Below are 21,155 nucleotides of genomic sequence, written 5' to 3' on the forward strand. Positions count from 1 at the left end.
GGGAATCCCCGGCGTTTTCAAATCGCTCAGCCTTCGAGCTTTTTCTTCAGCAGTTCGTTCACTTGCCCCGGATTGGCCTTGCCCTTGGAGGCTTTCATGGCCTGGCCGACGAAGAAACCGAACATCTTGCCGCGCTTGGCTTCGTCGCTGGCGCGGTACTGTTCGACCTGCCCGGCATTGGCGGCCAGCACCTCGTCGAGCATCTTCTCGATGGCGCCGGAGTCGGTGACCTGCTTGAGGCCTTTCTTCTCGATCACCTCATCCGCCGTTGCGCCTTCAGCGGCGGCCAGGGCTTCGAAGACCATCTTGGCGATCTTGCCGCTGATGGTGTTGTCCTTGATGCGCAGGATCATGCCGCCCAGTTGCTCGGCGGAAACCGGCGACCGATCGATTTCCAGGTTGTCCTTGTTGAGCAGGCTGGACAGCTCGCCCATCACCCAGTTGGCCGCCAGCTTGGCATCGCCACAGGTTTTCTCGACCACTTCGAAGTAGTCGGCCAGCTCACGGCTCGCGCTCAATACACTGGCGTCGTAGGTGGACAGCGCATACTGGCTTTCGAAGCGCTCGCGCTTCTGCGGCGGCAGCTCGGGCAGCTTGCTGCGCAGGTCGTCGAGGAAGCTCTGCTCGATCACCACCGGCAGCAGGTCAGGGCAGGGGAAGTAGCGGTAGTCGTTGGCTTCTTCCTTGCTGCGCATGGAGCGCGTCTGGTCCTTGTTGGGGTCGTACAGGCGGGTTTCCTGGATCACCTTGCCGCCGTCTTCGATCAGCTCGATCTGGCGTTGCACTTCATGGTTGATGGCTTTTTCGATGAAGCGGAACGAGTTGACGTTCTTGATCTCGGCGCGGGTGCCGAACTCGGCCTGGCCTTTCGGGCGTACCGACACGTTGCAGTCGCAGCGCAGCGACCCTTCGGCCATGTTGCCGTCGCAGATGCCGAGGTAGCGCACCAGGGCGTGGATCGCCTTGACGTAGGCCACCGCTTCCTTGGCGCAGCGGATGTCCGGTTCGGAGACGATTTCCAGCAGCGGCGTGCCGGCACGGTTGAGGTCGATGCCGCTCATGCCCTGGAAGTCTTCGTGCAGGCTCTTGCCAGCATCTTCTTCCAGGTGCGCGCGGGTGATGCCGATGCGCTTGACGGTACCGTCTTCCAGGGGGATGTCGAGGAAGCCCTTGCCGACGATGGGGTGATCCATCTGGCTGGTCTGGTAGCCCTTCGGCAGGTCCGGGTAGAAGTAGTTCTTGCGCGCGAAGACGTTACGCTCGGCGATCTCGGCGTCGATGGCCAGGCCGAACTGGCAGGCCATGCGCACGGCTTCGGCGTTGAGCACCGGCAGGGTGCCGGGCATGCCGAGGTCGACCAGGCTGGCCTGGGTATTGGGCTCGGCGCCAAAGGTGGTGGCGCTGGCCGAGAAAATCTTCGATTGGGTGCTGAGCTGAGCGTGGATCTCTAGCCCGATCACGGTTTCCCATTGCATATCTTGATCCTTCCTCAGAAGCCGCTCGGTGCTTGTTTGTGCCAGTCGCTGACCTGCTGGTATTGATGCGCGACGTTCAGCAGACGGCCTTCCTGGAAGTAGTTGCCGAGCAATTGCACGCCGACCGGCAGGCCGTCGACGAAACCTGCAGGCATCGACAGGCCGGGGATGCCGGCCAGGTTGGCGGTGATGGTGTAGATGTCTTCCAGGTAGGCCGACACCGGATCCGCGTTCTTCTCGCCCAGCTTCCAGGCCAGGTTCGGCGTGGTCGGTCCGAGGATCACGTCGACGTCCTTGAAGGCTTTGAGGAAGTCGTTCTTGATCAGGCGGCGGGTCTTCTGCGCCTTGAGGTAGTAGGCGTCGTAGTAGCCGGCGGACAACGCGTAGGTACCGACCATGATGCGGCGTTTGACCTCGGCGCCGAAGCCTTCGCCCCGGGAGCGCTTGTACAGGTCTTGCAGATCCTTCGGGTCTTCGCAGCGGTAGCCGAAGCGCACGCCGTCGAAACGCGACAGGTTGGAGCTGGCCTCCGCCGGAGCGATCACGTAGTAGGCCGCAATGGCGTGCTGCAGGTTCGGCAGGCTGATGTCCTTGACGCTGGCGCCGAGCTTTTTCAACGCCTCGACCACGGCCAGGATCTTCTCGCCGATGCGGGCGTCGAGGCCGGCACCGAAATATTCCTTCGGCAGGCCGATGCGCAGGCCGCTCAGGGGCTGGGCGAGGGCGGCCAGGTAATCGTCCACCGGTTGATCGACGCTGGTCGAATCCTTCGGGTCGAAACCGGCGATGGCGCCGAGCAGCAGGGCGCAGTCTTCGGCGGTGCGGGCCAGTGGGCCGCCCTGGTCGAGGCTGGAGGCGTAGGCGATCATGCCCCAGCGCGAAACGCGACCGTAGGTCGGCTTGATGCCGGTGAGGTTGGTCAGCGCGGCCGGCTGGCGGATCGAACCGCCGGTGTCGGTGCCGGTGGCTGCGGGCAGCAGGCGTGCAGCGACCGCGGCGGCCGAGCCACCCGAGGAGCCGCCAGGCACGCGGGTCAGGTCCCAGGGGTTGTTGACCGGGCCGTAGTGGCTGGATTCGTTGGCCGAGCCCATGGCGAACTCGTCCATGTTCAGTTTGCCCAGGCTCACGGTGCCGGCGGCGGCGAGCCTCTCGACCACGGTGGCGTCGTAGGGGGCCTTGAAGCCGGTGAGGATCTTCGAGCCGCAACTGGTCAGCACGCCCTGGGTGCAGAACAGATCCTTGTGGGCGATCGGCGCGCCAAGCAGCGGACTGTTTTCGCCGGCGGCGCGGCGCTCATCGGCTACTTTGGCCTGTTCGAGGGCGAGGTCGGCGGTCACGGTGATGAAGCTGTTGAGCTGCGGATCGAACTGCTCGATGCGCGTCAGCAGGCTCTGGGTGAGTTCGGCGGATGAGAATTGCTTGTCGGCGAGTGCGCGAGCGATCTCGGCCAGGGTCATGTGATGCATGGCAGGGCGCTTTCCTTACTCGATGACTTTGGGAACCAGGTACAGGCCGCTTTCCACGGCCGGAGCGATGGCCTGGTAAACGTCGCGGTGGTTCGCTTCGGTAACGGCGTCGGCGCGCAGGCGCTGAGTGGTTTCCAGGGGGTGCGCCAGGGGTTCTATGCCATCGGTATCGACCGCCTGCATGCTGTCGATCAGGCCGAGGATGCTGTTCAGGGCGGTGGTGGTCTGTGGCAGATCGCTTTCACTCAGGCCCAGCCGTGCCAGGTGTGCGATCTTTTCCACCTCGGAGCGTTCAAGCGCCATCGGGTTCTCCTAATAAAGGCAGCCGCCAGAGGCTGCCAATGAAATATGAGCGGTTGCCCTGCACCGGGGGCAGGGAACGGATGCGGCGGGCCGGCGGTCAAAGGCGGCGATAGGCGGCTCGGGGCGAGCCCGGTCGTGCGTAACAGGGTTTTGCCGCTGTCGCCACCGGGGTCTGAAGATGCCTCAAAGCCGCGGAAAAACAGGCAATCTAACATATTGGTGCCTTGCTCAAAATCCCTGCCGTTGTTAGAGTTTGCCGCACTTTTTTACCTGCGTGTTTTCTTGCGCTGTATCTTTACCCACGCGTTGCCTAGGGTCCCTATCCCATGTTCAAAAAACTGCGTGGCATGTTTTCCAGCGATCTGTCGATTGACCTGGGCACTGCCAATACCCTTATTTATGTTCGCGAGCGCGGCATCGTCCTGAACGAGCCGTCGGTCGTCGCCATTCGTACCCATGGCAATCAGAAAAGTGTTGTAGCCGTCGGCACCGACGCCAAGCGCATGCTCGGCCGCACGCCAGGCAATATCGCCGCCATCCGGCCCATGAAAGACGGCGTGATCGCCGATTTCAGCGTCTGTGAAAAGATGCTCCAGTACTTCATCAACAAGGTTCACGAAAACAGCTTCCTGCAGCCTTCGCCGCGCGTGCTGATCTGCGTGCCGTGCAAGTCGACCCAGGTCGAGCGCCGCGCCATCCGCGAATCCGCGCTGGGCGCCGGTGCCCGCGAAGTGTTCCTGATCGAAGAGCCGATGGCCGCCGCAATCGGTGCCGGCCTGCCGGTCGAGGAAGCCCGTGGTTCGATGGTCGTCGATATCGGCGGCGGCACCACGGAAATCGCGCTGATCTCCCTGAACGGCGTGGTCTACGCCGAATCCGTGCGGGTCGGTGGTGACCGTTTCGACGAAGCCATCATCACCTACGTGCGTCGCAACTACGGCAGCCTGATCGGCGAGTCCACCGCCGAGCGCATCAAGCAGGAAATCGGTACCGCCTACCCGGGTGGCGAGCTGCGTGAAGTCGACGTCCGTGGCCGTAACCTGGCCGAGGGCGTGCCTCGCAGCTTCACCCTCAATTCCAACGAAGTGCTCGAGGCGCTGCAGGAATCCCTGGCGACCATCGTCCAGGCGGTCAAGAGCGCCCTGGAACAGTCGCCTCCGGAGCTCGCATCGGACATCGCCGAGCGTGGCCTGGTGCTGACTGGCGGTGGCGCGCTGCTGCGTGACCTGGACAAACTGCTGTCCCAGGAAACCGGCCTGCCGGTGATCGTTGCCGAAGATCCGCTGACGTGCGTCGCCCGTGGCGGCGGCAAGGCGCTGGAAATGATGGATCGCCACACCATGGATCTGTTGTCCACCGAATAAGGCGCACGCCTTTCGCAGCAGCCAGGACGCCGCATGTCGCTCCCGGAAGCCGTCGACGTTCGCCGTGCGGTAGCCCGCGGCGCGTTTGCCGGCGCCGTGGCACGGGATGAGCACGGCCGGCCAGTCGATTGCCGGCGTCCCACGCCAGGTCGAGTGCTGCCCGGCCCGGCGAGATGCCTGGCGGCAAGGCGGCATGCGCTGCAACGTCAACAGACCCTAGCTGCGAGGTAACCACCATAAAGCCGCTATTCGCCAAAGGTCCTTCGCTCGGTGTTCGCCTGCTGGTGTTCGCCGTGCTGTCGTCTGCGCTGATGGTCGTCGATGCTCGCCTGACCGTCCTGCAGTCGGTGCGCAGCCAGATCGGCCTGATCGTCGAACCGGTGTACTGGCTGGGTCGGTTCCCGGTGACCCTGTGGGAAAGCGCCACCCAGGAGCTCAGTTCGCGCAACGAGCTGGCGGCCGAGAACGAGAAGCTCAAGGCAGAGCAACTGATGATGCAGCGTCGCCTGCAGAAGCTGGCCGCGCTGACCGAGCAGAACGTGCGCCTGCGCGAACTGCTCAATTCGTCTGCCCTGGTCGATGACGAGGTGCTGGCCACCGAGTTGATCGGTATCGACCCCAATCCCTTCACTCACCGCATTCTCATCGACAAGGGCGAGAAGGATGGTGTCGTGCTTGGCCAGCCGGTGCTCGACGCCCGTGGACTGATGGGCCAGGTGGTCGAGGTGATGCCGTACACCTCCCGCGTCTTGCTGCTCACCGATACCACCCACAGCATTCCGGTGCAGGTCAACCGCAATGGCCTGCGCGCCATCGCCACCGGCACCGGCAACCCGGAGCGCCTGGAACTGCGCCACGTCGCCGATACCGCGGATATTCGCGAGGGCGATCTGTTGGTCAGCTCTGGTCTGGGGCAGCGCTTCCCGGCCGGGTATCCGGTGGCCACGGTGACCGAGGTGGTGCACGACTCCGGTCAGCCCTTCGCCATCGTTCGCGCCGTGCCCACCGCCAACCTCAACCGCACCCGTTACATGCTGCTGGTATTCACCGACCCGCGCACACCGGAACAGCGTGCCACCGAGTCGGCCGAAGCTCAGGAAGAGGTCGATCGCCAGGCGCTCGAGCACCCCGGCGAAGGGCGACCCGATGCCCCCCGCGACATACCGGAAACGGACAATCCGCCCGCGGCACCTGCCAGTGGCGAGGAGGCCAGTCAATGATCGCTGCCCGCTCGAACAACCTCTGGGTGATCTGGTTCAGCATGGGACTGGCACTGTTGCTCAGCGTGTCCACCCTGCCGCGTTTCATGGAAATCGGTCGGCCCCTGTGGCTGGCGCTGTTCCTCACCTACTGGGTGCTGGCGGTGCCGCACCGCGTGGGCATGACCAGTGCCTGGTGCGTCGGCCTGCTGGCCGACGTGCTCAACGGTACCCTGCTGGGGCAGAACGCGCTGATTCTTACCCTGATCACCTTCATGGTGCTGAGCCTGCATCAGCGCCTGCGCATGTTCCCCATGTGGCAGCAGAGCATGGTGCTGCTGGTGGTGTTCGGCGTGGCACAGCTGGTGCAACTGTGGCTCAACGCACTGGCCGGCAGTCGTCCACCGATTCTGGTGTTCGTCCTGCCGGCGCTGGTCAGCGCTCTGCTCTGGCCCTGGATCTGCACACTGCTGCGTGCCGTGCATCGTCGTCTGGGTGTCAACTGAAACGCGCTGCGGCGCCTGATTGCGAGACGTCTGCATGGCAACGCTTTACCTGGCTTCCGCTTCACCGCGCCGCAGCGAGCTGTTGACGCAGATCGGCGTTCCCTTCACCACCCGGATCGTGCCCATCGATGAAACGCCGCAGCCTGGCGAGGCGCCGGCGGCCTACGTCGAGCGGCTGGCGCGGGCCAAGGCGGCAGCGGTACTCGATCACCTGCCCGAGCGCGATGGTGTGGTGGTGCTGGGCGCCGATACCACCGTGGTGCTCGACGGCCGCATCCTCGGCAAACCCCTCGACCGCGCCGACGCGCTGGCCACGCTGACCGCCTTGTCCGGCCGTGAGCATCAGGTGCTCACCGCCGTCGCGCTGATCAGCGACGAACGCAGCAGCGCCCGGGTGGTGACCAGCAGCGTACGCTTCAAAACGCTCGAGCAGACACAGATCGAAGCGTATTGGGCCACCGGTGAGCCGCGCGACAAGGCAGGCAGTTATGCTATTCAAGGGTTGGCTGCGGTCTTCGTCAGCCAGATGCAGGGCAGTTATTCAGCGGTGGTCGGCCTGCCGTTGTGCGAGACTGCCGAACTGCTCGCGGAATTCGCGATTCCGTGCTGGCAATGACTGCCAGCGCATAACCCAGAGGTTGCAGGCCGCGATGGGCCGGGCTCGACTGAGCCTGCCGCTGCTTTCAGCTTCATCTCAAGCAGAGATGGGCGCATGAGTGAAGAGATTCTGATCAACATCACGCCGATGGAATCGCGCGTGGCGGTGGTGGAAAACGGTGTCCTGCAGGAAGTGCACGTCGAGCGCACCCAGCGTCGCGGCATCGTCGGCAACATCTACAAGGGCAAGGTGGTGCGCGTGCTGCCCGGCATGCAGGCGGCCTTCGTCGATATCGGCCTGGAGCGGGCGGCGTTCATTCACGCCTCGGAAATCTCCAGCCGTGAAGGCAGTGCGGTGGAGACCATCAGCGCACTGGTGCACGAGGGCCAGAGCCTGACGGTGCAGGTCACCAAGGATCCCATCGGCAGCAAGGGCGCACGGCTGACCACGCAGTTGTCTATTCCCTCGCGCTATCTGGTGTATATGCCGCGCACCAGTCATGTGGGCATTTCCCTGAAGATCGAAGACGAAGCCGAGCGCGAGCGCCTCAAGCAGGTGGTCGCCGATTGCGTCGCCGCCGAGGGCATCAAGGAGGCCGGCGGCTTCATCCTGCGCACCGCAGCCGACGGCGCACGTGCCGAAGAGATCCTCGTCGACATCCGTTACCTGCGGCGCCTGTGGACGCAGATCGGCGAGCAGATGAAGAGCGCGCCGACCCCCTCGGTGATCTACGAGGATCTCAGCCTGGCCCTGCGCACCCTGCGCGACCTGGTAGGGCCGCGCAGCGAGAAGATCCGCGTCGACTCCCGGGAAACCTTCCAGAAGATCACCGGGTTCGTCGCCGAACTGATGCCGGAAATCTCCGACCGCCTGGAGCACTACCCCGGCGAGCGGCCGATCTTCGACCTGCATGGCATCGAGGACGAGATCCAGAAGGCGCTGGAGCGCAAGGTGCCGCTCAAGTCCGGTGGCTACCTGATCATCGACCCGGCCGAAGCGATGAGTACCATCGACGTGAATACCGGCGCCTTCGTCGGCCACCGGACCCTCGAAGAAACCATCTTCAAGACCAACCTCGAGGCGGCCACCGCCATCGCCCGGCAACTGCGCCTGCGCAATCTTGGCGGCATCATCATCATCGACTTCATCGACATGGAAGACGAGGAACATCAGCGCCAGGTGCTGCGTACCCTGGAAAAGCAGCTGGAGCGTGATCACGCCAAGACCAACATCATCGGCATCACCGAGCTCGGCCTGGTGCAGATGACCCGCAAGCGTACCCGCGAGAGCCTCGAGCAGGTGCTGTGCGAGCCATGCAGCCACTGCCAGGGCCGCGGCAAGCTGAAGACCGCGGAAACCACCTGTTACGAGATCTTCCGCGAGATCCTTCGCGAGGCCCGCGCCTATCAGCCCGAAGGTTATCGCGTGCTGGCCAACCAGAAGGTGGTCGACCGCCTGCTCGACGAAGAGTCGGGCAACGTCGCCGACCTCGAAGCATTCATCGGACGAACCATCAAGTTCCAGGTCGAAACCATGTACTCCCAGGAACAATACGATGTGGTGCTGCTATAACGAGGCCCGGCCGGGCCGGGGCGTGAACTGAATGGAGCGGCTGGGGCTGGCGTTCGCCGTACTGCTGCGTTGGAGCCTGGGGCTGTGTGCCCTGGGGTTGGTGCTGGCCGCCTTCTACGTGAGCCTCGGCCGCCAGTTGGTGCCGCTGGTCGCCGAATACCGGGACGAGGCGCAAAGCCGTGCCTCCCAGGCGCTGGGCATGCCGGTCAGCATCGGTGCGCTGGAAGGGCACTGGAGCGGTTTCTCGCCCTTGCTGACGGTGCGCGACCTGCGCCTCGGCGAAGGGGATCAGGGCCTGACGCTCAACCAGGTGCGTGTCGTGCCCGACCTGCTTGGCAGCCTGCTGGCCTGGCAGCCGCGAATCGGTGAGCTGCAACTCGACGGCGTGAGCCTGACGCTACGCCAGGACGAGCAGGGCGCCTGGAGCGTGGAAGGTCTGCCCCAGCGGCAGAATCAGCCACCGCTGGATATCGCCAAGTTGTTGCGCCAGTCACAGAGGGTCAGTCGCATCGCGCTGTTCGACAGCCAGGTGAGCGTGCAGGCCCAGGATCTGGAACCCTTCAGCCTCACCGCCATCAACCTCAGCCTGAGCAATGGCAGCACCCGTCAGCGTCTGGATGCCCGCATGCAACTGCCGGACGGCCAGCCACTCGCCCTGCAGGTGCGTACGCGCATGCAGGCCGAGCACTGGCAGGACATGCGTGCCGAGTTCTACCTCAGCGCACCGCAGAGCGACTGGGCCACCTGGCTGCCGCCAGCCCTGACCCGCGAGTGGCACCTCGACCACCTGCAACTGGGTGGCGAGGCGTGGGGGCTCTGGGACAAGCGCGATTTGCAACGTGCTGTCACCCGCCTGCATGCCCCGCAACTGGCCGGGCGTTACCGTGAACGCAAGGCCGTGGCGCTGAATGACCTGTCCCTGAATGCCTATTTCGAGCGCAGGGAGGGCGACTTCGACCTGTTGCTCGACGACTTCGCCTTCAGCCGTGGCGATAACCGCTGGGGCGAGGCGCGCATCGCCCTCGGTCACCAGGCCGCCAGTGGCGAGCAGTCCCAGCGCTGGACTCTGAGCGCCGATCGCCTTGACGTCGGCCCTCTGGTGCCGTTGGTGGAAGGCCTGGCGCCGATGCCGGAAACTGCCCTTGATCTGCTGCAGACGCTCAAGCCCCATGGTGCCTTGCGCAACCTCACTGCCAGCTTCCGCCCCGAGTTCGACGGGCCGGAGCGCCTGCAGTTTTCAGCCAATCTGGAACGCGTCGGCTTTTCCGCCTGGCACGCCTCGCCTGCCGTAGAGAATGGCAGCGGCAGCATCACCGGCGATCTGGGCCAGGGCGAGTTGAAGGTGGACAGCGAGGATTTCTCCCTGCACCTCACCACCCTGTTTCCCAAGGCCTGGACCTATCAGCAAGCCAGGGGCCGGCTGAACTGGACGCTCGACGATGAAGGTTTCACCCTGCGTGCACCTTACCTGCAGGTCGTGGGCGAAGAGGGCAAGATCGCCGGCGATTTCCTGATCCGCATGCTCAAGGATCCCGAGCGCGAGGACTACATGGATCTGCGTGTCGGCATGCGTGACGGCGATGCGCGGTTCACCGAGAAGTACCTGCCCACCCCGGTTCTCAGCCCGGCCCTGGACCAGTGGCTGAAGACCGCGATTCGCGCCGGCAAAGTCGACGAGGGTTACTTCCAGTACCAGGGCTCGATCAACCGCAACCCGGACCCGGCAGTGCGCAGCATCAGCCTGTTCTTTGCCGTGCGCGATGCCGAACTGGCGTTCCAGCCCGGCTGGCCGGCATTGCGCGATGCCCGCGGCGAGGTGCTGATCGAAGACAGCGCCGTGCGCGTGCGGGTGGCCGAAGGGCGCATCCTCGACAGCAAGGTGCGCGACGCCTACGCCGATATCGCCCACGTCGCCGCCGGGGCGACGCCACGCCTCAAGCTCAAGGGCAAACTGCAGAGCAGCGTCGGCGATGGCTTGAAGATTCTCCAGGAAACGCCGCTTGGCGTCGCCGACACGTTCGCCGGCTGGCAGGGCAAGGGCGTGCTGAAAGGCGCCCTGGACCTGGACATCCCGCTGCACAAGGGTGAGCAGGCCAACGTGATCGTCGACTTCAGCGCCGACCAGGCCTCGCTGAACATCAGCAAGCCGGCGCTGGAATTGAGCGACGTGACTGGCAATTTTCGTTATGACACCAGCAAGGGGCTCAGTGCGCCGTCGATCAGTGCCCGCGCGCTGGGCCATTCGGTGACCGGCAAGGCCATCGCCGATGGCCGGCCCGGCCATGCGCGCAGCCGCATCGAGGCCAATGGCATCATTCCTCTGGCCAATCTCACCGGCTGGCTGGGTGTCAAGCAGCCGTTGCCGGCTCAGGGCAGCGTGCCGTATCGGCTGCGCCTGAGCCTCGAGGGTTCGGAGAGCCAACTGCGAGTCGATTCCAACCTCAAGGGCCTGGGCATCGGCTTGCCGGCTCCGTTCGGCAAAACCGCCAGCGAGGAGCGCTACGCTGACTGGCGCATGAGTTTCGGGGGGCGCGAGCAGCGTTACTGGCTCGATTACGCCAACGTGGTCAGCTTTACCCTGGCGGCGCCGCCAGGGCAGTTCAACCAGAGCCGCGGCGAGCTGCGTCTGGGCGACGGCCCGGCGATCCTGCCGACTTCCCGTGGCGTGCGGGTGCGCGGCAAGGTGTCGCGCATCGACCTGGCCGAATGGCAGAAGGTGGTCGCGCCCTACCGCAGCGTGAAGCGCGACGACGCCCAGCAGTTGTTCAGCGACGCCCAGCTGCGTATCGGCCGATTCGACGGACTGGGGCAGCGGCTTGACGACCTCGATGTCGCCTTGCGCCCCATCAGCGGTGGCTGGTCGCTGAGCCTGGACAGCACGCTGGCCAAGGGCCGTATCGACCTGTTCGAGCAAGCCGGGCGGCCGATCGTCGCCGACCTGCAGTACGTGCGCCTGCCGGCCGCCAAGCCGAAGAGCGCCGAGGTACCCGAGCCGGACACGCCCGACCCGCTGGCCGATTTCGATCCGCGGCAGGTCCCGGCGCTGGACCTGCGGGTCGCTCAGGTCTTCCAGGGCGAGGATGACATGGGCGCGTGGTCGCTCAAGGCGCGTCCGGACGCCCAAGGCGTGATGTTCAGCGACCTCGACATCAACCTCAAGGGGCTGCGGCTGGGGGGAAGCATCGGCTGGCAAGGCGTACCCGGGCAGACGCGCAGCTGGTACAAGGGACGCCTGCAGGGCGAGAAGCTTTCCGAAGTCCTCAAGGCCTGGGGCTACGCGCCGTCGGCTACCAGTGAAAGCTTTCGCCTGGATGCCGATGGCCACTGGCCCGGCTCGCCGGCCTGGTTCAGCCTCAAGCGTTATTCGGGCAGCCTCGATGCGGCGTTGCGCAAGGGGCAGTTCGTCGAGATCCAGGGTTCCGCCTCGGCCCTGCGGGTATTCGGTCTGCTCAACTTCAACTCCATCGGCCGGCGCCTGCGCCTGGACTTCTCCGACCTGCTCGGCAAGGGTTTGAGCTACGACCGGGTGAAGGGCAACCTGGCGGCCACCGACGGGGTGTTCGTCACCCAGGGCCCGATCACCATGACCGGACCGTCGAGCAATCTGGAACTCGACGGCACCCTGAACATGGTCAACCAGGGTATCGACGCCAAGTTGCTGGTAACCCTGCCGGTGACCAACAACCTGCCGCTGGCCGCACTGATCGTCGGCGCGCCGGCCATCGGCGGTGCCCTGTTCATTGCCGACAAGCTGCTGGGCGACCGCGTGGCGCGGTTTGCCAGCGTGCAGTACGACGTCAAGGGTACCCTGCACGATCCGCAACTGACCTTCGACAAACCGTTCGAGAAACCCAACTGATCCTGGAGGCCAGCATGTCTTTCGCCGCGATCCAAATGGTCAGCCAGGACGATATCGCCGCCAACCTGCTGCAGGCCCGTCGCCTGCTCGAGGAGGCGGCCTCCAGTGGCGCACGCCTGGCGGTCCTGCCGGAGAACTTCTCGGCCCTCGGCCGGCGTGATGCCGCCGAGCTGGGACGCCTGGAGGCCAGCGGTCAGGGCCCTGTACTGCCCTGGTTGAAACGCACTGCGCGTGACCTCAGCTTGTGGATAGTGGCCGGTACCCTGCCGTTGCCGCCGGCCAGCCAGCCCCATGGCAAGCCAAGGGCCTGCTCGCTGCTGCTCGACGATCAGGGTGAAACCGTCGCTCGCTACGATAAGCTGCACCTGTTCGACGTGGATGTCAGCGACAGCCGTGGCAGCTATCGCGAGTCGGACGATTACGCCCACGGCGAGCAGTGGGTGGTTGCCGATACCCCCGTTGGGCGTCTGGGTTTGACCGTATGCTATGACCTGCGCTTTCCTGAACTCTATGGAGCCCTGCGTGAAGCGGGTGCCGAGCTGATCAGTGCGCCATCGGCGTTCACCCGGGTCACCGGTGCGGCCCACTGGGACGTACTGATCCGCGCTCGCGCCATTGAAACCCAGTGCTACCTGCTGGCAGCGGCTCAGGGCGGCATTCATCCTGGCGGTCGGGAAACCTATGGCCACACGGCCATCATCGACCCGTGGGGGCGCAAGCTGGCGCAGCGGGCGGATGGCGAGGGCGTGTTACTGGCCGAGCGTGATGCCACCGAGCAGGCGGCCATCCGCGAGCGCATGCCGGTCGTGCGGCACAAACGATTTTTCGCTGCGGCGCGGCCGCGGCAGCCTGATGTGGAGACGTTATGAGCGACATGTTGTTGACCGTCAGCGAGCAGATGCTGAGTCCCGGCGGTCTGGCCCTGGAACAATTGCCGGGCGTGCTCGGCGAACTGGCCGGCCCCGGCATCGATGCTGCCGACCTGTACTTCCAGACCCAGGTGTCGGAAACCTGGGTGCTGGAAGATGGCATCGTCAAGGAAGGCAGCTTCAACCTCGACCAGGGCGTCGGCGTGCGGGCCCAGTCCGGTGAGAAGACCGGCTTTGCCTACAGCAATGCGATTACCCCCGAAGCCTTGAGCCAGGCTGCCCGCGCCGCCCGCTCCATCGCCCGTGCCGGGCAGCAGGGGCGCGTGCAGGCTTTTGCGGCGACCCAGGTGACGCCGCTGTACGCGCCGGAGAACCCGCTGGATGTCATGGACCGCGCGCAGAAGGTGGAACTGCTCAAGCGTGTCGACGTGGCCACCCGTGCGCTCGACCCACGGATCAAACAGGTGACGGTGAGCTTGGCCGGCGTCTGGGATCGCATTCTGGTCGCCGCCACCGACGGCAGCCTGGGCGCCGACATCCGCCCGCTGGTGCGCTTCAACGTCAGCGTGATCGTCGAGCAGAACGGTCGCCGCGAGCGTGGCGGGCATGGCGGCGGCGGGCGAACGGACTATAGCTATTTCCTCAATGAAGACCGTGCCATGGGCTACGCCCGTGAAGCGCTGCGTCAGGCCCTGGTCAACCTCGAAGCGGTTGCCGCGCCGGCCGGCACCCTGCCAGTGGTGATGGGCGCCGGCTGGTCCGGCGTATTGCTCCACGAGGCGGTCGGCCACGGTCTGGAGGGTGACTTCAACCGCAAGGGCAGCTCCAACTACAGCGGCAAGATCGGCCAGCAGGTGGCATCCAGACTGTGCACCATCGTCGATGACGGCACCCTGGCGCAGCGCCGCGGTTCGCTGAGCATGGACGACGAAGGCACGCCGACCCAGTGCACCACGCTTATCGAGAACGGCGTGCTCAAGGGCTACATGCAGGACAAGCTCAACGCTCGGTTGATGGGCGTGGCACGTACCGGCAACGGGCGCCGCGAGTCCTACGCACACCTGCCGATGCCCCGCATGACCAACACCTACATGCTGGCGGGCGAGAGCGACCCCGAGGAGATCATTCGTTCGGTGAAGAAAGGTATCTACTGCGCCAACCTTGGCGGCGGTCAGGTCGATATCACCAGTGGCAAGTTCGTGTTCTCCACCAGCGAGGCGTACCTGATCGAGGATGGCAGGATCACCGCCCCGGTCAAGGGCGCGACCCTGATCGGCAACGGCCCCGAGGCGATGAGCAAGGTGTCCATGGTCGGCAACGACCTGGCGCTGGACAGCGGCGTGGGCACCTGCGGCAAGGACGGCCAGTCGGTGCCGGTTGGCGTTGGCCAGCCGACCCTGAAGATCGATGCGATCACGGTCGGCGGTACCGGGGCCTGATGGCTTGGCCCGAGCCTGACTGCGGCCTAGCGCAAACCGCGCTGGGTTTCGTCGAGTTCGCGGATGTACTTGAAGATTTTGCGTGACGAGGCCGGGGCTTTTTCCTGTGCCGCTTCATGCTGGGCATGGCGGATCAGCCCACGCAGGTGCTGGCGGTCGGCTTCGGGGTATTCGGCGACGAATTTCTCGAGCACTTCGTCGTTACCGGTAATCAGGCGATCACGCCAGCGTTCGAGGTTGTGGAAGCGTTCGTTGTACTGGCGCGTGGAGGCATCGAGCTGGTCGAGCAACGTCAGGATCGCTTCGATGTCCTGGTCACGCATCAGCTTGCCGATGAACTGCATATGGCGTTTTTTCGCGGAGTTGGCGGTGTGCTTGGGGGATTCTTCCAGGGCACGACGCAGGCCATCGGTGAGCGGCAGCTTGTTCTGCAGGTCGGGCTTGAGGCCTGCCAGGCGCTGGCCTAGCTCCTGCAGTGCGTGAAACTCACGCTTGACCTGGGTTTTGCTCTTCTCGCCGGAGAAGTCGTCGAGGTAATCAGACATTTTGCGGTGATCCAATGGGAAACGCCGCCATGATAACAGCAGCTTCAAGCTTCAAGCTTCAAGCTTCAAGCTTCAAGCTTCAAGCTTCAAGCTTCAAGCTTCAAGCTTCAAGCTTCAAGCGAAGAGCGAATGGCAAAAGATTTACTCGCGGCTGGTAGCTGGCCGCTTGCAGCTGCTTTCGAAAATGTGGAGTCGTTATGAGTGAAGTGGAAGTAGTCGGGCCGGGTGCAGTACCGGGCCTCCAGGCGCAGGTCGAACAGATTCTCGCCGAGGCGAAGAAGCAGGGCGCGAGTGCCTGTGAGGTGGCGGTGTCGGTGGAACAGGGGTTGTCCACCAGCGTGCGCCAGCGTGAAGTGGAAACCGTCGAGTTCAACCGCGACCAAGGCTTCGGCATTACCCTCTACATCGGCCAACGCAAGGGCTCGGCCAGCACCTCGGCTACCGGCGAGGCAGCGATCCGCGAAACCGTGGCGGCTGCCCTGGCCATTGCCAGGCATGCGTCGGAAGACGAGAGTGCCGGCCTTGCCGACGCGGCACTGATGGCTCGCGATCTACCGCAGCTGGATCTGTACCACGCCTGGGATATCACCCCGGAACAGGCGATCGAGCGCGCGCTGGTCTGCGAAGCAGCGGCGTTCGACGCCGATCCGCGCATTCGCAATGCCGATGGCACCAGCCTGGGCACCCACCAGGGTTGCCGTGTATACGGCAACAGCCACGGCTTCATCGGCGGCTACGCCAGCACCCGGCATAGCCTCAGTTGCGTGATGATCGCCGAAAGTGACGGGCAGATGCAGCGTGACTACTGGTATGACGTGAACCGCCAAGGCGAGCTGCTCGCCGATGCCGCGAGTATCGGGCGCCGCGCCGCGCAGCGTGCGGTCAGCCGTCTTGGCGCGCGCCCCGTGCCGACCTGCGAGGTGCCGGTGCTGTTCTCCGCGGAACTGGCCACCGGCCTGTTCGGCAGTTTCCTCGGCGCCATCTCCGGCGGCGCGCTGTACCGTAAGTCATCGTTTCTCGAGGGAACACTTGGCGAGCAACTGTTTCCCACCTGGTTGAACCTCGATGAGCGTCCGCACATTCCTCGCGCCATGGGCAGCGCCGCATTCGATGGTGATGGCCTGGCCACCTACGCAAAACCGTTCGTGGAGGGCGGCAGGCTGGTCTCCTACATCCTGGGTACCTACTCCGGGCGCAAGCTGGGCATGCCCAGCACGGCCAATGCCGGCGGTGTACACAACCTGTTCGTCAGCCATGGTGACGAAGACCAGCAAGCGCTGATCAAGCGCATGGGCCGTGGCCTGCTGGTCACCGAGTTGATGGGCCATGGGTTGAACATGGTCACCGGCGACTACTCCCGTGGTGCGGGTGGCTACTGGGTGGAGAACGGCGAGATCCAGTTCGCCGTGCAGGAGGTGACCATCGCCGGCAACCTGCGTGACATGCTCAAGCAGATCGTCGCGGTCGGTAGCGACCTGGAGCTGCGCAGCAATATCCGTACGGGCTCGGTGCTGATCGAGAAGATGACCGTCGCGGGCAGCTGATTCGAGTGGGCGCTGCAGGCGCCCGATTGTCGAGCCGCGGACGTTTTCGTTGCCACCCCTGAAAACGTCAGCGGACTCTGGCTAGCCACGCAATGTGGTGGTGCCCGTCCTCTCACTCTCTTTCCCGAATACTGAACGCAGATGGCAGCGTATTGCCGGCCGTTCGGCCATTTTCTCTTTCTGCATATTTGCCTTTGGGCGCAGCCGCGATGCTTCGCGGCGAGACCAATGGCGCTTCACATCAATTCGGTATTGATTATTCTTTCTATATAGGAATTAATATTATTAGCTTTTAAAAGGTGAGCCATGAGATTTCGCTCGAGCAATACGCCCTGTCTGGACTGTTGGTACTGGCTGGGTTTCCGAATCCGTTGCGGCCTGCTTCCCGATGAGCCCAGGCTGCTCGAGTTGCACTGGGCGCAGGGCCGCCAATTGGTCGAGCATGGGCGTCTGTGTCCCTGGCGGATGTCGCTGACCACCCTCAATCTGCTCATGGACACCGCCTGCGATACGGCGCTGCCCTGGCACTGGCGCAGTGTCTGCCTGGATCACGCCTACCGCTCCCTCTACGCGCTGCAGCACCTGGCGACCAATCGCGATCAGCAACACAGCCTTAATCGCGTACGCAACCGCCTGGCCACCCTGCGCATGCAGCCCTCTCTTTCGATGTCCGAATTGGCAGAAGGAAATCCCTATGAGTAACACCCGCATAGAACGCGACAGCATGGGCGAACTGGCAGTCCCTACCGAGGCCCTCTACGGGGCCCAGACCCAGCGTGCGGTCAACAACTTCCCGGTGTCCGGCCTGGCGATGCCCAAGGCGTTCATTCGTGCGCTGGTACTGGCAAAGGCCGCCGCTGCCCGTGCCAACGTCGACTTGGAACAGATCCTGCCCGCCCAGGGCGACGCCATCGTTTCCGCCTGCCAGCAGTTGCTGGCTGAAGACTTCATGCGGCACTTCCCGGTGGATGTATTCCAGACCGGTTCCGGCACCAGCTCCAACATGAATGCCAACGAGGTGATCGCCACCCTGGCCACGGGCATCCTTGGCGAGCCGGTCAACCCGAATGACCATGTCAACTGTGGCCAGAGCAGCAATGACATCATCCCCACCACCATCCATGTCAGTGCCGCTGTCGAGGTGAGCGAGAATCTGCTGCCGGCGCTCGGCCACCTGCTCAAGGTGCTCTGCGAGAAGTCCCTCGAAGTACAGCCCTTCGTGAAAACCGGCCGTACGCATCTGATGGATGCCATGCCGGTGCGCATGAGCCAGGTACTCGACGGCTGGGCGCAGCAGATCCAGGGCAACATCCAGTTGTTGACCAGCCTGCTGCCCGCGCTTCAGGCCCTGGCGCAGGGCGGTACCGCAGTCGGCACCGGTATCAACGCGCACCCGCGATTTTCCGAACTATTCTGTCAGGAGCTCAATGCGTTGACAGGGCGGCAGTTCACCCCGGGCAGCAACTTCTTCGCGCTGATTGGCTCACAGGACACCGCAGTGGCGTTGTCCGGGCAACTGAAAACCACCGCCGTGTCGCTGATGAAAATCGCCAACGATCTGCGCTGGATGAACTCCGGCCCGCTGGCCGGCCTCAGTGAGATCGAACTCGAGGCGCTGCAGCCCGGCTCCTCGATCATGCCGGGCAAGGTCAATCCGGTGATTCCGGAAGCCACTGCCATGGTCGCTGCCCAGGTCATCGGCAACGACGCCACCATTGCGGTAGCGGGCCAGTCCGGCAACTTCGAACTGAACGTGATGTTGCCGGTGATCGCACACAATCTGCTTGGCAGCATCGAGTTGCTGGCCAACGCCAGCCGCCTGCTGGCGGATCGCGCCATCGCCAGCTTCAAGGTCAACGAGCCGAAGCTCAAGGAGGCACTGGGCCGTAACCCCATTCTGGTGACGGCGCTGAACCCGCTGATCGGCTACCAGAGGGCTGCGGAAATTGCCAAGAAGGCATACCGCGAGGGGCGGCCTATCATCGACGTGGCCGAGGAAATGACCGATCTGGGGCGAACCGAACTCGAGCAACTGCTCAACCCGGAGCGCCTCACCGAAGGCGGTCTGTAACGGTTGAAAACGCCGCGCAGGTCATTTTGCCTGCGCATTTTCAAGGTCAGGAGGCAATCCCATGGAGCAGTGGAAGCGGCTCATCAAGGCCGGTAACCGCTACTTCGCCGACGGTTCCTGGGTCGAGGCGCGGGAGCAGTACCTGCAGGCACTGGCGCTGGCTCAGGTGCTGTTCGAGCGCTGGCGTGATGCCGATGCCGCAGTGGCGGCGTTCGTCGTTTCTCAGCACAACCTGGCCGACCTGCAACTGATGATCGGTCACCCAGAGGAGTCCGCCGAGCACCTTTGCGCCTGCCATGAGTACCTGTTGCGCTGCATGGGCAATGAGCATCTTTCGCCGTCCCTGCGTCAGGCTGCACTCAACCACAGCGGCCGAACCTACATCAGTCTGTTGAACTTTGTCGCCGAGCACGGGGCCTACCCCCGTACGGATCGATTGTTGGGCGCCCATGCGCCTGGCGATGCGTCACCGGCAGAACGCCCAGCGTCTGTCGTTCGTCATTACCATTAGAGGAGTGAAAACCATGCCGTATAGCCTGCCTGCGCTGCCTTATGCCTACGATGCCCTGGAGCCGCACATCGATGCGCAAACCATGGAAATCCACCACAGCAAGCATCACCAGACCTACGTCAACAACCTCAACGCTGCCCTGGAAGGCAACTCGCTCGGCGAGCTGCCGGTCGAAGAACTGCTGACTCGCCTCAAGGAGGTGCCGGAAGACAAGCGCGGTGCGGTGATCAACAACGGTGGTGGGCATGCCAACCACTCGCTGTTCTGGACCGTGATGAGCACCAGCGGTGGTGGCGAGCCTCAGGGCGAACTGAAAGCCGCCATCGACAGCCAGCTGGGTAGCCTGGAAGCGTTCAAGGAGGCTTTCACCAAGGCTGCACTGACCCGTTTCGGCAGCGGCTGGGCTTGGCTCAGCGTGACGCCGCAGAAGAAGCTGGTGGTCGAGAGCACCGGTAACCAGGACAGCCCGCTGATGAACGGCAATACGCCGATCCTTGGTCTGGACGTGTGGGAGCATGCCTACTACCTGCGTTATCAGAACCGTCGTCCCGAATACATCGGTGCGTTCTACAACGTCATCGATTGGGCAGAAGTCGCACGCCGCTACCAGGCCGCTCTGGCCTGATAGCATGCCCCTGAGCCGACATCGAGTGCGCAGATGAGCCCATTGCACGAGCTGATCGCGGCCAATGGCCGTTCCTTTCGCTACGCACTGGGCCTGATGTTGCTCGTTGGCGGTGGAACCATTCTCGCCCTCAAGGTCTGGAGTGGTGTGCAGAGCCGGCTTTCGCCGGCTCTCTGGTATGCATGGCAGGGTGGAATGCTGTGCGCTCTCGGTACGGCTCTGGGTGCCGTGCCGGTGATGTTCATGCGCAGCATTTCGGAACGTTCGTATACCGTCATGCTGGGTTTTGGCGGCGGCATGATGCTCGCTGCCAGTCTTTTTTCACTACTTGCGCCTGCCTTCCAGCTGACTCACGAGCAGGGCCTGACCGCTGCTCAGGGCTCATCGCTGGTCGCGGCGGGAGTGGTACTGGGGGCTGGCGCCTTATGGTTGCTGGGCCACTGGTTGTCCCGTACATCGCGGCTGACCATGCGGGCAGACCAGGGTGTCGAGTTGAGCGCCTGGCTGCTCGTCATCGCCATCGTTCTGCACAATGTGCCGGAGGGGATGGCAGTCGGCGTGGCGGCTGCCGCCCACTTGGTGAATGCTGACGGATTGACGCTGGGGATCGCGCTGCAGGACGTCCCCGAGGGGCTGGTAATCGCCATGGTATTGGCAGGTGCTGGCATGGCGCGTTGGAAGGCGGTTTTCTGCGGTGCGGCATCCGGGTTGGTCGAGCCGCTGTTCGCGCTGCTTTGCGCCTGGCTGGTGGGCGCCTCGTTGCAATTGCTGCCATGGGGGCTTGCGATGGCGGCGGGGGCGATGCTGTTCGTGGTGAGCCGCGAGATCATTCCCAAGCTTTATCGGCGCGGCGATGTCCCGGCGACCTTGCTGGGGCTCGCGTCGGGATTCACGCTGATGCTGCTGCTCGATGGCGCCTTGAGCCAGTGAGGCCAATCACTCGCCTTCATCAAAATAATTGTTGATCAGGTCGATCAGCGCCTGCAGCGCCTCCTCCTCCCGATCCCCCTCGGTGGCCAGATGCACCGCCGTGCCCTTGCCGGCGGCGAGCATCATGACCGCCATGATGCTCTTGCCATCCACCAAACTCTCGACACCACGCCCGATTCTTACCTGGCAGGGAAAGCGCCCAGCGACCCCGACGAACTTGGCGGCAGCACGTGCGTGCAGGCCCAGTTTGTTGATGATGGTGATTTCACAGGCGGGCAT

The 21,155-nt window shown here is 64.1% G+C and carries 19 protein-coding genes; 14 read left to right on the forward strand and 5 right to left on the reverse strand.

The window, feature by feature from the left end; translation table 11 throughout:
• Nucleotides 1-26: 26 nt before the first annotated feature.
• Genes gatB through gatC form a run of 3 tightly spaced genes read right to left on the reverse strand, consistent with a single transcriptional unit; the run spans nucleotide 27 to nucleotide 3,244 of the window.
• Nucleotides 27-1,475 carry an Asp-tRNA(Asn)/Glu-tRNA(Gln) amidotransferase subunit GatB gene (gatB, locus tag BLR94_RS15625; protein WP_084306950.1) on the reverse strand — a complete coding sequence of 483 codons (1,449 nt, stop codon included), beginning with the start codon at nucleotides 1,473-1,475 and terminating at the stop codon, nucleotides 27-29.
• A gap of 14 nt (nucleotides 1,476-1,489) precedes the next feature.
• Nucleotides 1,490-2,941 (reverse strand): Asp-tRNA(Asn)/Glu-tRNA(Gln) amidotransferase subunit GatA, encoded by a 1,452-nt coding sequence (gene gatA, locus BLR94_RS15630; RefSeq protein ID WP_084306948.1) that lies wholly within the window; start codon nucleotides 2,939-2,941, stop codon nucleotides 1,490-1,492.
• Nucleotides 2,942-2,956: 15 nt separating this feature from the next.
• Nucleotides 2,957-3,244 carry an Asp-tRNA(Asn)/Glu-tRNA(Gln) amidotransferase subunit GatC gene (gene gatC / locus BLR94_RS15635; protein WP_084306946.1) on the reverse strand — a complete coding sequence of 96 codons (288 nt, stop codon included), beginning with the start codon at nucleotides 3,242-3,244 and terminating at the stop codon, nucleotides 2,957-2,959.
• 326 nt (nucleotides 3,245-3,570) lie between these two features.
• On the opposite strand from gatC, the gene mreB reads away from it, so the two are divergent.
• From mreB to tldD, 8 genes are all read left to right on the forward strand, one after another.
• On the forward strand, nucleotides 3,571-4,608 hold the full coding sequence (gene mreB, locus BLR94_RS15640; protein ID WP_042554791.1) for a rod shape-determining protein MreB: 1,038 nt from the start codon (nucleotides 3,571-3,573) through the stop codon (nucleotides 4,606-4,608).
• Nucleotides 4,609-4,892: 284 nt separating this feature from the next.
• Nucleotides 4,893-5,828, forward strand: coding sequence for a rod shape-determining protein MreC (gene mreC / locus BLR94_RS15645; protein ID WP_244158189.1), 936 nt, complete (start codon nucleotides 4,893-4,895; stop codon nucleotides 5,826-5,828).
• The gene (gene mreD, locus BLR94_RS15650; protein ID WP_084306944.1) at nucleotides 5,825-6,313 is read left to right on the forward strand and encodes a rod shape-determining protein MreD; all 489 of its coding nucleotides are present in this window, start codon (nucleotides 5,825-5,827) and stop codon (nucleotides 6,311-6,313) included. Before mreC ends, mreD begins: the two co-directional genes overlap by 4 nt.
• Before the next feature lie 34 nt (nucleotides 6,314-6,347).
• A complete protein-coding gene (locus BLR94_RS15655; RefSeq protein WP_084306942.1) occupies nucleotides 6,348-6,929 on the forward strand; it encodes a Maf family protein in 582 nt (193 codons plus the stop codon).
• A 96-nt stretch (nucleotides 6,930-7,025) separates the two neighbouring features.
• Nucleotides 7,026-8,483 carry a ribonuclease G gene (rng, locus tag BLR94_RS15660; RefSeq protein WP_084306940.1) on the forward strand — a complete coding sequence of 486 codons (1,458 nt, stop codon included), beginning with the start codon at nucleotides 7,026-7,028 and terminating at the stop codon, nucleotides 8,481-8,483.
• Nucleotides 8,484-8,514: 31 nt separating this feature from the next.
• Nucleotides 8,515-12,342: a YhdP family protein gene (locus BLR94_RS15665; protein ID WP_084306938.1), complete on the forward strand. Its 3,828-nt coding sequence runs from the start codon at nucleotides 8,515-8,517 to the stop codon at nucleotides 12,340-12,342.
• 14 nt (nucleotides 12,343-12,356) lie between these two features.
• Nucleotides 12,357-13,211, forward strand: coding sequence for a carbon-nitrogen hydrolase family protein (locus BLR94_RS15670; protein WP_084306936.1), 855 nt, complete (start codon nucleotides 12,357-12,359; stop codon nucleotides 13,209-13,211).
• A complete protein-coding gene (gene tldD, locus BLR94_RS15675) occupies nucleotides 13,208-14,650 on the forward strand; it encodes a metalloprotease TldD (protein ID WP_084306934.1) in 1,443 nt (480 codons plus the stop codon). Before BLR94_RS15670 ends, tldD begins: the two co-directional genes overlap by 4 nt.
• Before the next feature lie 26 nt (nucleotides 14,651-14,676).
• On the opposite strand, the gene yjgA is transcribed toward tldD, so the two are convergent.
• Nucleotides 14,677-15,195, reverse strand: a complete 519-nt coding sequence (gene yjgA, locus BLR94_RS15680) for a ribosome biogenesis factor YjgA (RefSeq protein WP_084306932.1) — start codon at nucleotides 15,193-15,195, stop codon at nucleotides 14,677-14,679.
• A 197-nt stretch (nucleotides 15,196-15,392) separates the two neighbouring features.
• Here yjgA and pmbA point away from each other — a divergent pair, with 197 nt between their 5' ends.
• The 6 genes from pmbA (at nucleotide 15,393) to BLR94_RS15710 (ending at nucleotide 20,876) form a co-directional block, all read left to right on the forward strand.
• Nucleotides 15,393-16,739 (forward strand): metalloprotease PmbA, encoded by a 1,347-nt coding sequence (gene pmbA / locus BLR94_RS15685; protein ID WP_084306930.1) that lies wholly within the window; start codon nucleotides 15,393-15,395, stop codon nucleotides 16,737-16,739.
• Between the two features lie 306 nt (nucleotides 16,740-17,045).
• On the forward strand, nucleotides 17,046-17,441 hold the full coding sequence (locus BLR94_RS27970; RefSeq protein ID WP_231570190.1) for a FagA protein: 396 nt from the start codon (nucleotides 17,046-17,048) through the stop codon (nucleotides 17,439-17,441).
• Nucleotides 17,434-18,810 carry a class II fumarate hydratase gene (locus BLR94_RS15695; protein WP_084306928.1) on the forward strand — a complete coding sequence of 459 codons (1,377 nt, stop codon included), beginning with the start codon at nucleotides 17,434-17,436 and terminating at the stop codon, nucleotides 18,808-18,810. Before BLR94_RS27970 ends, BLR94_RS15695 begins: the two co-directional genes overlap by 8 nt.
• Before the next feature lie 61 nt (nucleotides 18,811-18,871).
• Nucleotides 18,872-19,321, forward strand: a complete 450-nt coding sequence (locus tag BLR94_RS15700) for a hypothetical protein (protein WP_084306926.1) — start codon at nucleotides 18,872-18,874, stop codon at nucleotides 19,319-19,321.
• Between the two features lie 13 nt (nucleotides 19,322-19,334).
• Entirely contained in the window at nucleotides 19,335-19,946 is a 612-nt protein-coding gene (locus BLR94_RS15705) for a superoxide dismutase (RefSeq protein ID WP_084306924.1), read from the forward strand.
• Nucleotides 19,947-19,979: 33 nt separating this feature from the next.
• Nucleotides 19,980-20,876 (forward strand): ZIP family metal transporter, encoded by an 897-nt coding sequence (locus tag BLR94_RS15710; RefSeq protein WP_084306922.1) that lies wholly within the window; start codon nucleotides 19,980-19,982, stop codon nucleotides 20,874-20,876.
• A 6-nt stretch (nucleotides 20,877-20,882) separates the two neighbouring features.
• Here the strand turns inward: BLR94_RS15710 and BLR94_RS15715 are convergent, their stop codons facing one another.
• Nucleotides 20,883-21,155: an HPr family phosphocarrier protein gene (locus BLR94_RS15715; RefSeq protein ID WP_084306920.1), complete on the reverse strand. Its 273-nt coding sequence runs from the start codon at nucleotides 21,153-21,155 to the stop codon at nucleotides 20,883-20,885.

Source organism: Phytopseudomonas flavescens, from assembly GCF_900100535.1.
GTDB lineage: Bacteria > Pseudomonadota > Gammaproteobacteria > Pseudomonadales > Pseudomonadaceae > Aquipseudomonas > Aquipseudomonas flavescens.

Bases quoted from the DNA above. Each gene is read 5' to 3' on its own strand.
- BLR94_RS27970 (WP_231570190.1), top strand. From the start codon at position 17,046: ATGAGATTTCGCTCGAGCAATACGCCCTGTCTGGACTGTTGGTACTGG.
- BLR94_RS15695 (WP_084306928.1), top strand. From the start codon at position 17,434: ATGAGTAACACCCGCATAGAACGCGACAGCATGGGCGAACTGGCAGTC.
- gatB (WP_084306950.1), bottom strand. From the start codon at position 1,475: ATGCAATGGGAAACCGTGATCGGGCTAGAGATCCACGCTCAGCTCAGC.
- mreD (WP_084306944.1), top strand. From the start codon at position 5,825: ATGATCGCTGCCCGCTCGAACAACCTCTGGGTGATCTGGTTCAGCATG.
- tldD (WP_084306934.1), top strand. From the start codon at position 13,208: ATGAGCGACATGTTGTTGACCGTCAGCGAGCAGATGCTGAGTCCCGGC.
- BLR94_RS15715 (WP_084306920.1), bottom strand. From the start codon at position 21,155: ATGCCCGCCTGTGAAATCACCATCATCAACAAACTGGGCCTGCACGCA.
- mreB (WP_042554791.1), top strand. From the start codon at position 3,571: ATGTTCAAAAAACTGCGTGGCATGTTTTCCAGCGATCTGTCGATTGAC.
- BLR94_RS15670 (WP_084306936.1), top strand. From the start codon at position 12,357: ATGTCTTTCGCCGCGATCCAAATGGTCAGCCAGGACGATATCGCCGCC.
- BLR94_RS15665 (WP_084306938.1), top strand. From the start codon at position 8,515: ATGGAGCGGCTGGGGCTGGCGTTCGCCGTACTGCTGCGTTGGAGCCTG.
- BLR94_RS15655 (WP_084306942.1), top strand. From the start codon at position 6,348: ATGGCAACGCTTTACCTGGCTTCCGCTTCACCGCGCCGCAGCGAGCTG.
- BLR94_RS15700 (WP_084306926.1), top strand. From the start codon at position 18,872: ATGGAGCAGTGGAAGCGGCTCATCAAGGCCGGTAACCGCTACTTCGCC.
- BLR94_RS15705 (WP_084306924.1), top strand. From the start codon at position 19,335: ATGCCGTATAGCCTGCCTGCGCTGCCTTATGCCTACGATGCCCTGGAG.
- pmbA (WP_084306930.1), top strand. From the start codon at position 15,393: ATGAGTGAAGTGGAAGTAGTCGGGCCGGGTGCAGTACCGGGCCTCCAG.
- yjgA (WP_084306932.1), bottom strand. From the start codon at position 15,195: ATGTCTGATTACCTCGACGACTTCTCCGGCGAGAAGAGCAAAACCCAG.
- gatC (WP_084306946.1), bottom strand. From the start codon at position 3,244: ATGGCGCTTGAACGCTCCGAGGTGGAAAAGATCGCACACCTGGCACGG.
- rng (WP_084306940.1), top strand. From the start codon at position 7,026: ATGAGTGAAGAGATTCTGATCAACATCACGCCGATGGAATCGCGCGTG.
- BLR94_RS15710 (WP_084306922.1), top strand. From the start codon at position 19,980: ATGAGCCCATTGCACGAGCTGATCGCGGCCAATGGCCGTTCCTTTCGC.
- gatA (WP_084306948.1), bottom strand. From the start codon at position 2,941: ATGCATCACATGACCCTGGCCGAGATCGCTCGCGCACTCGCCGACAAG.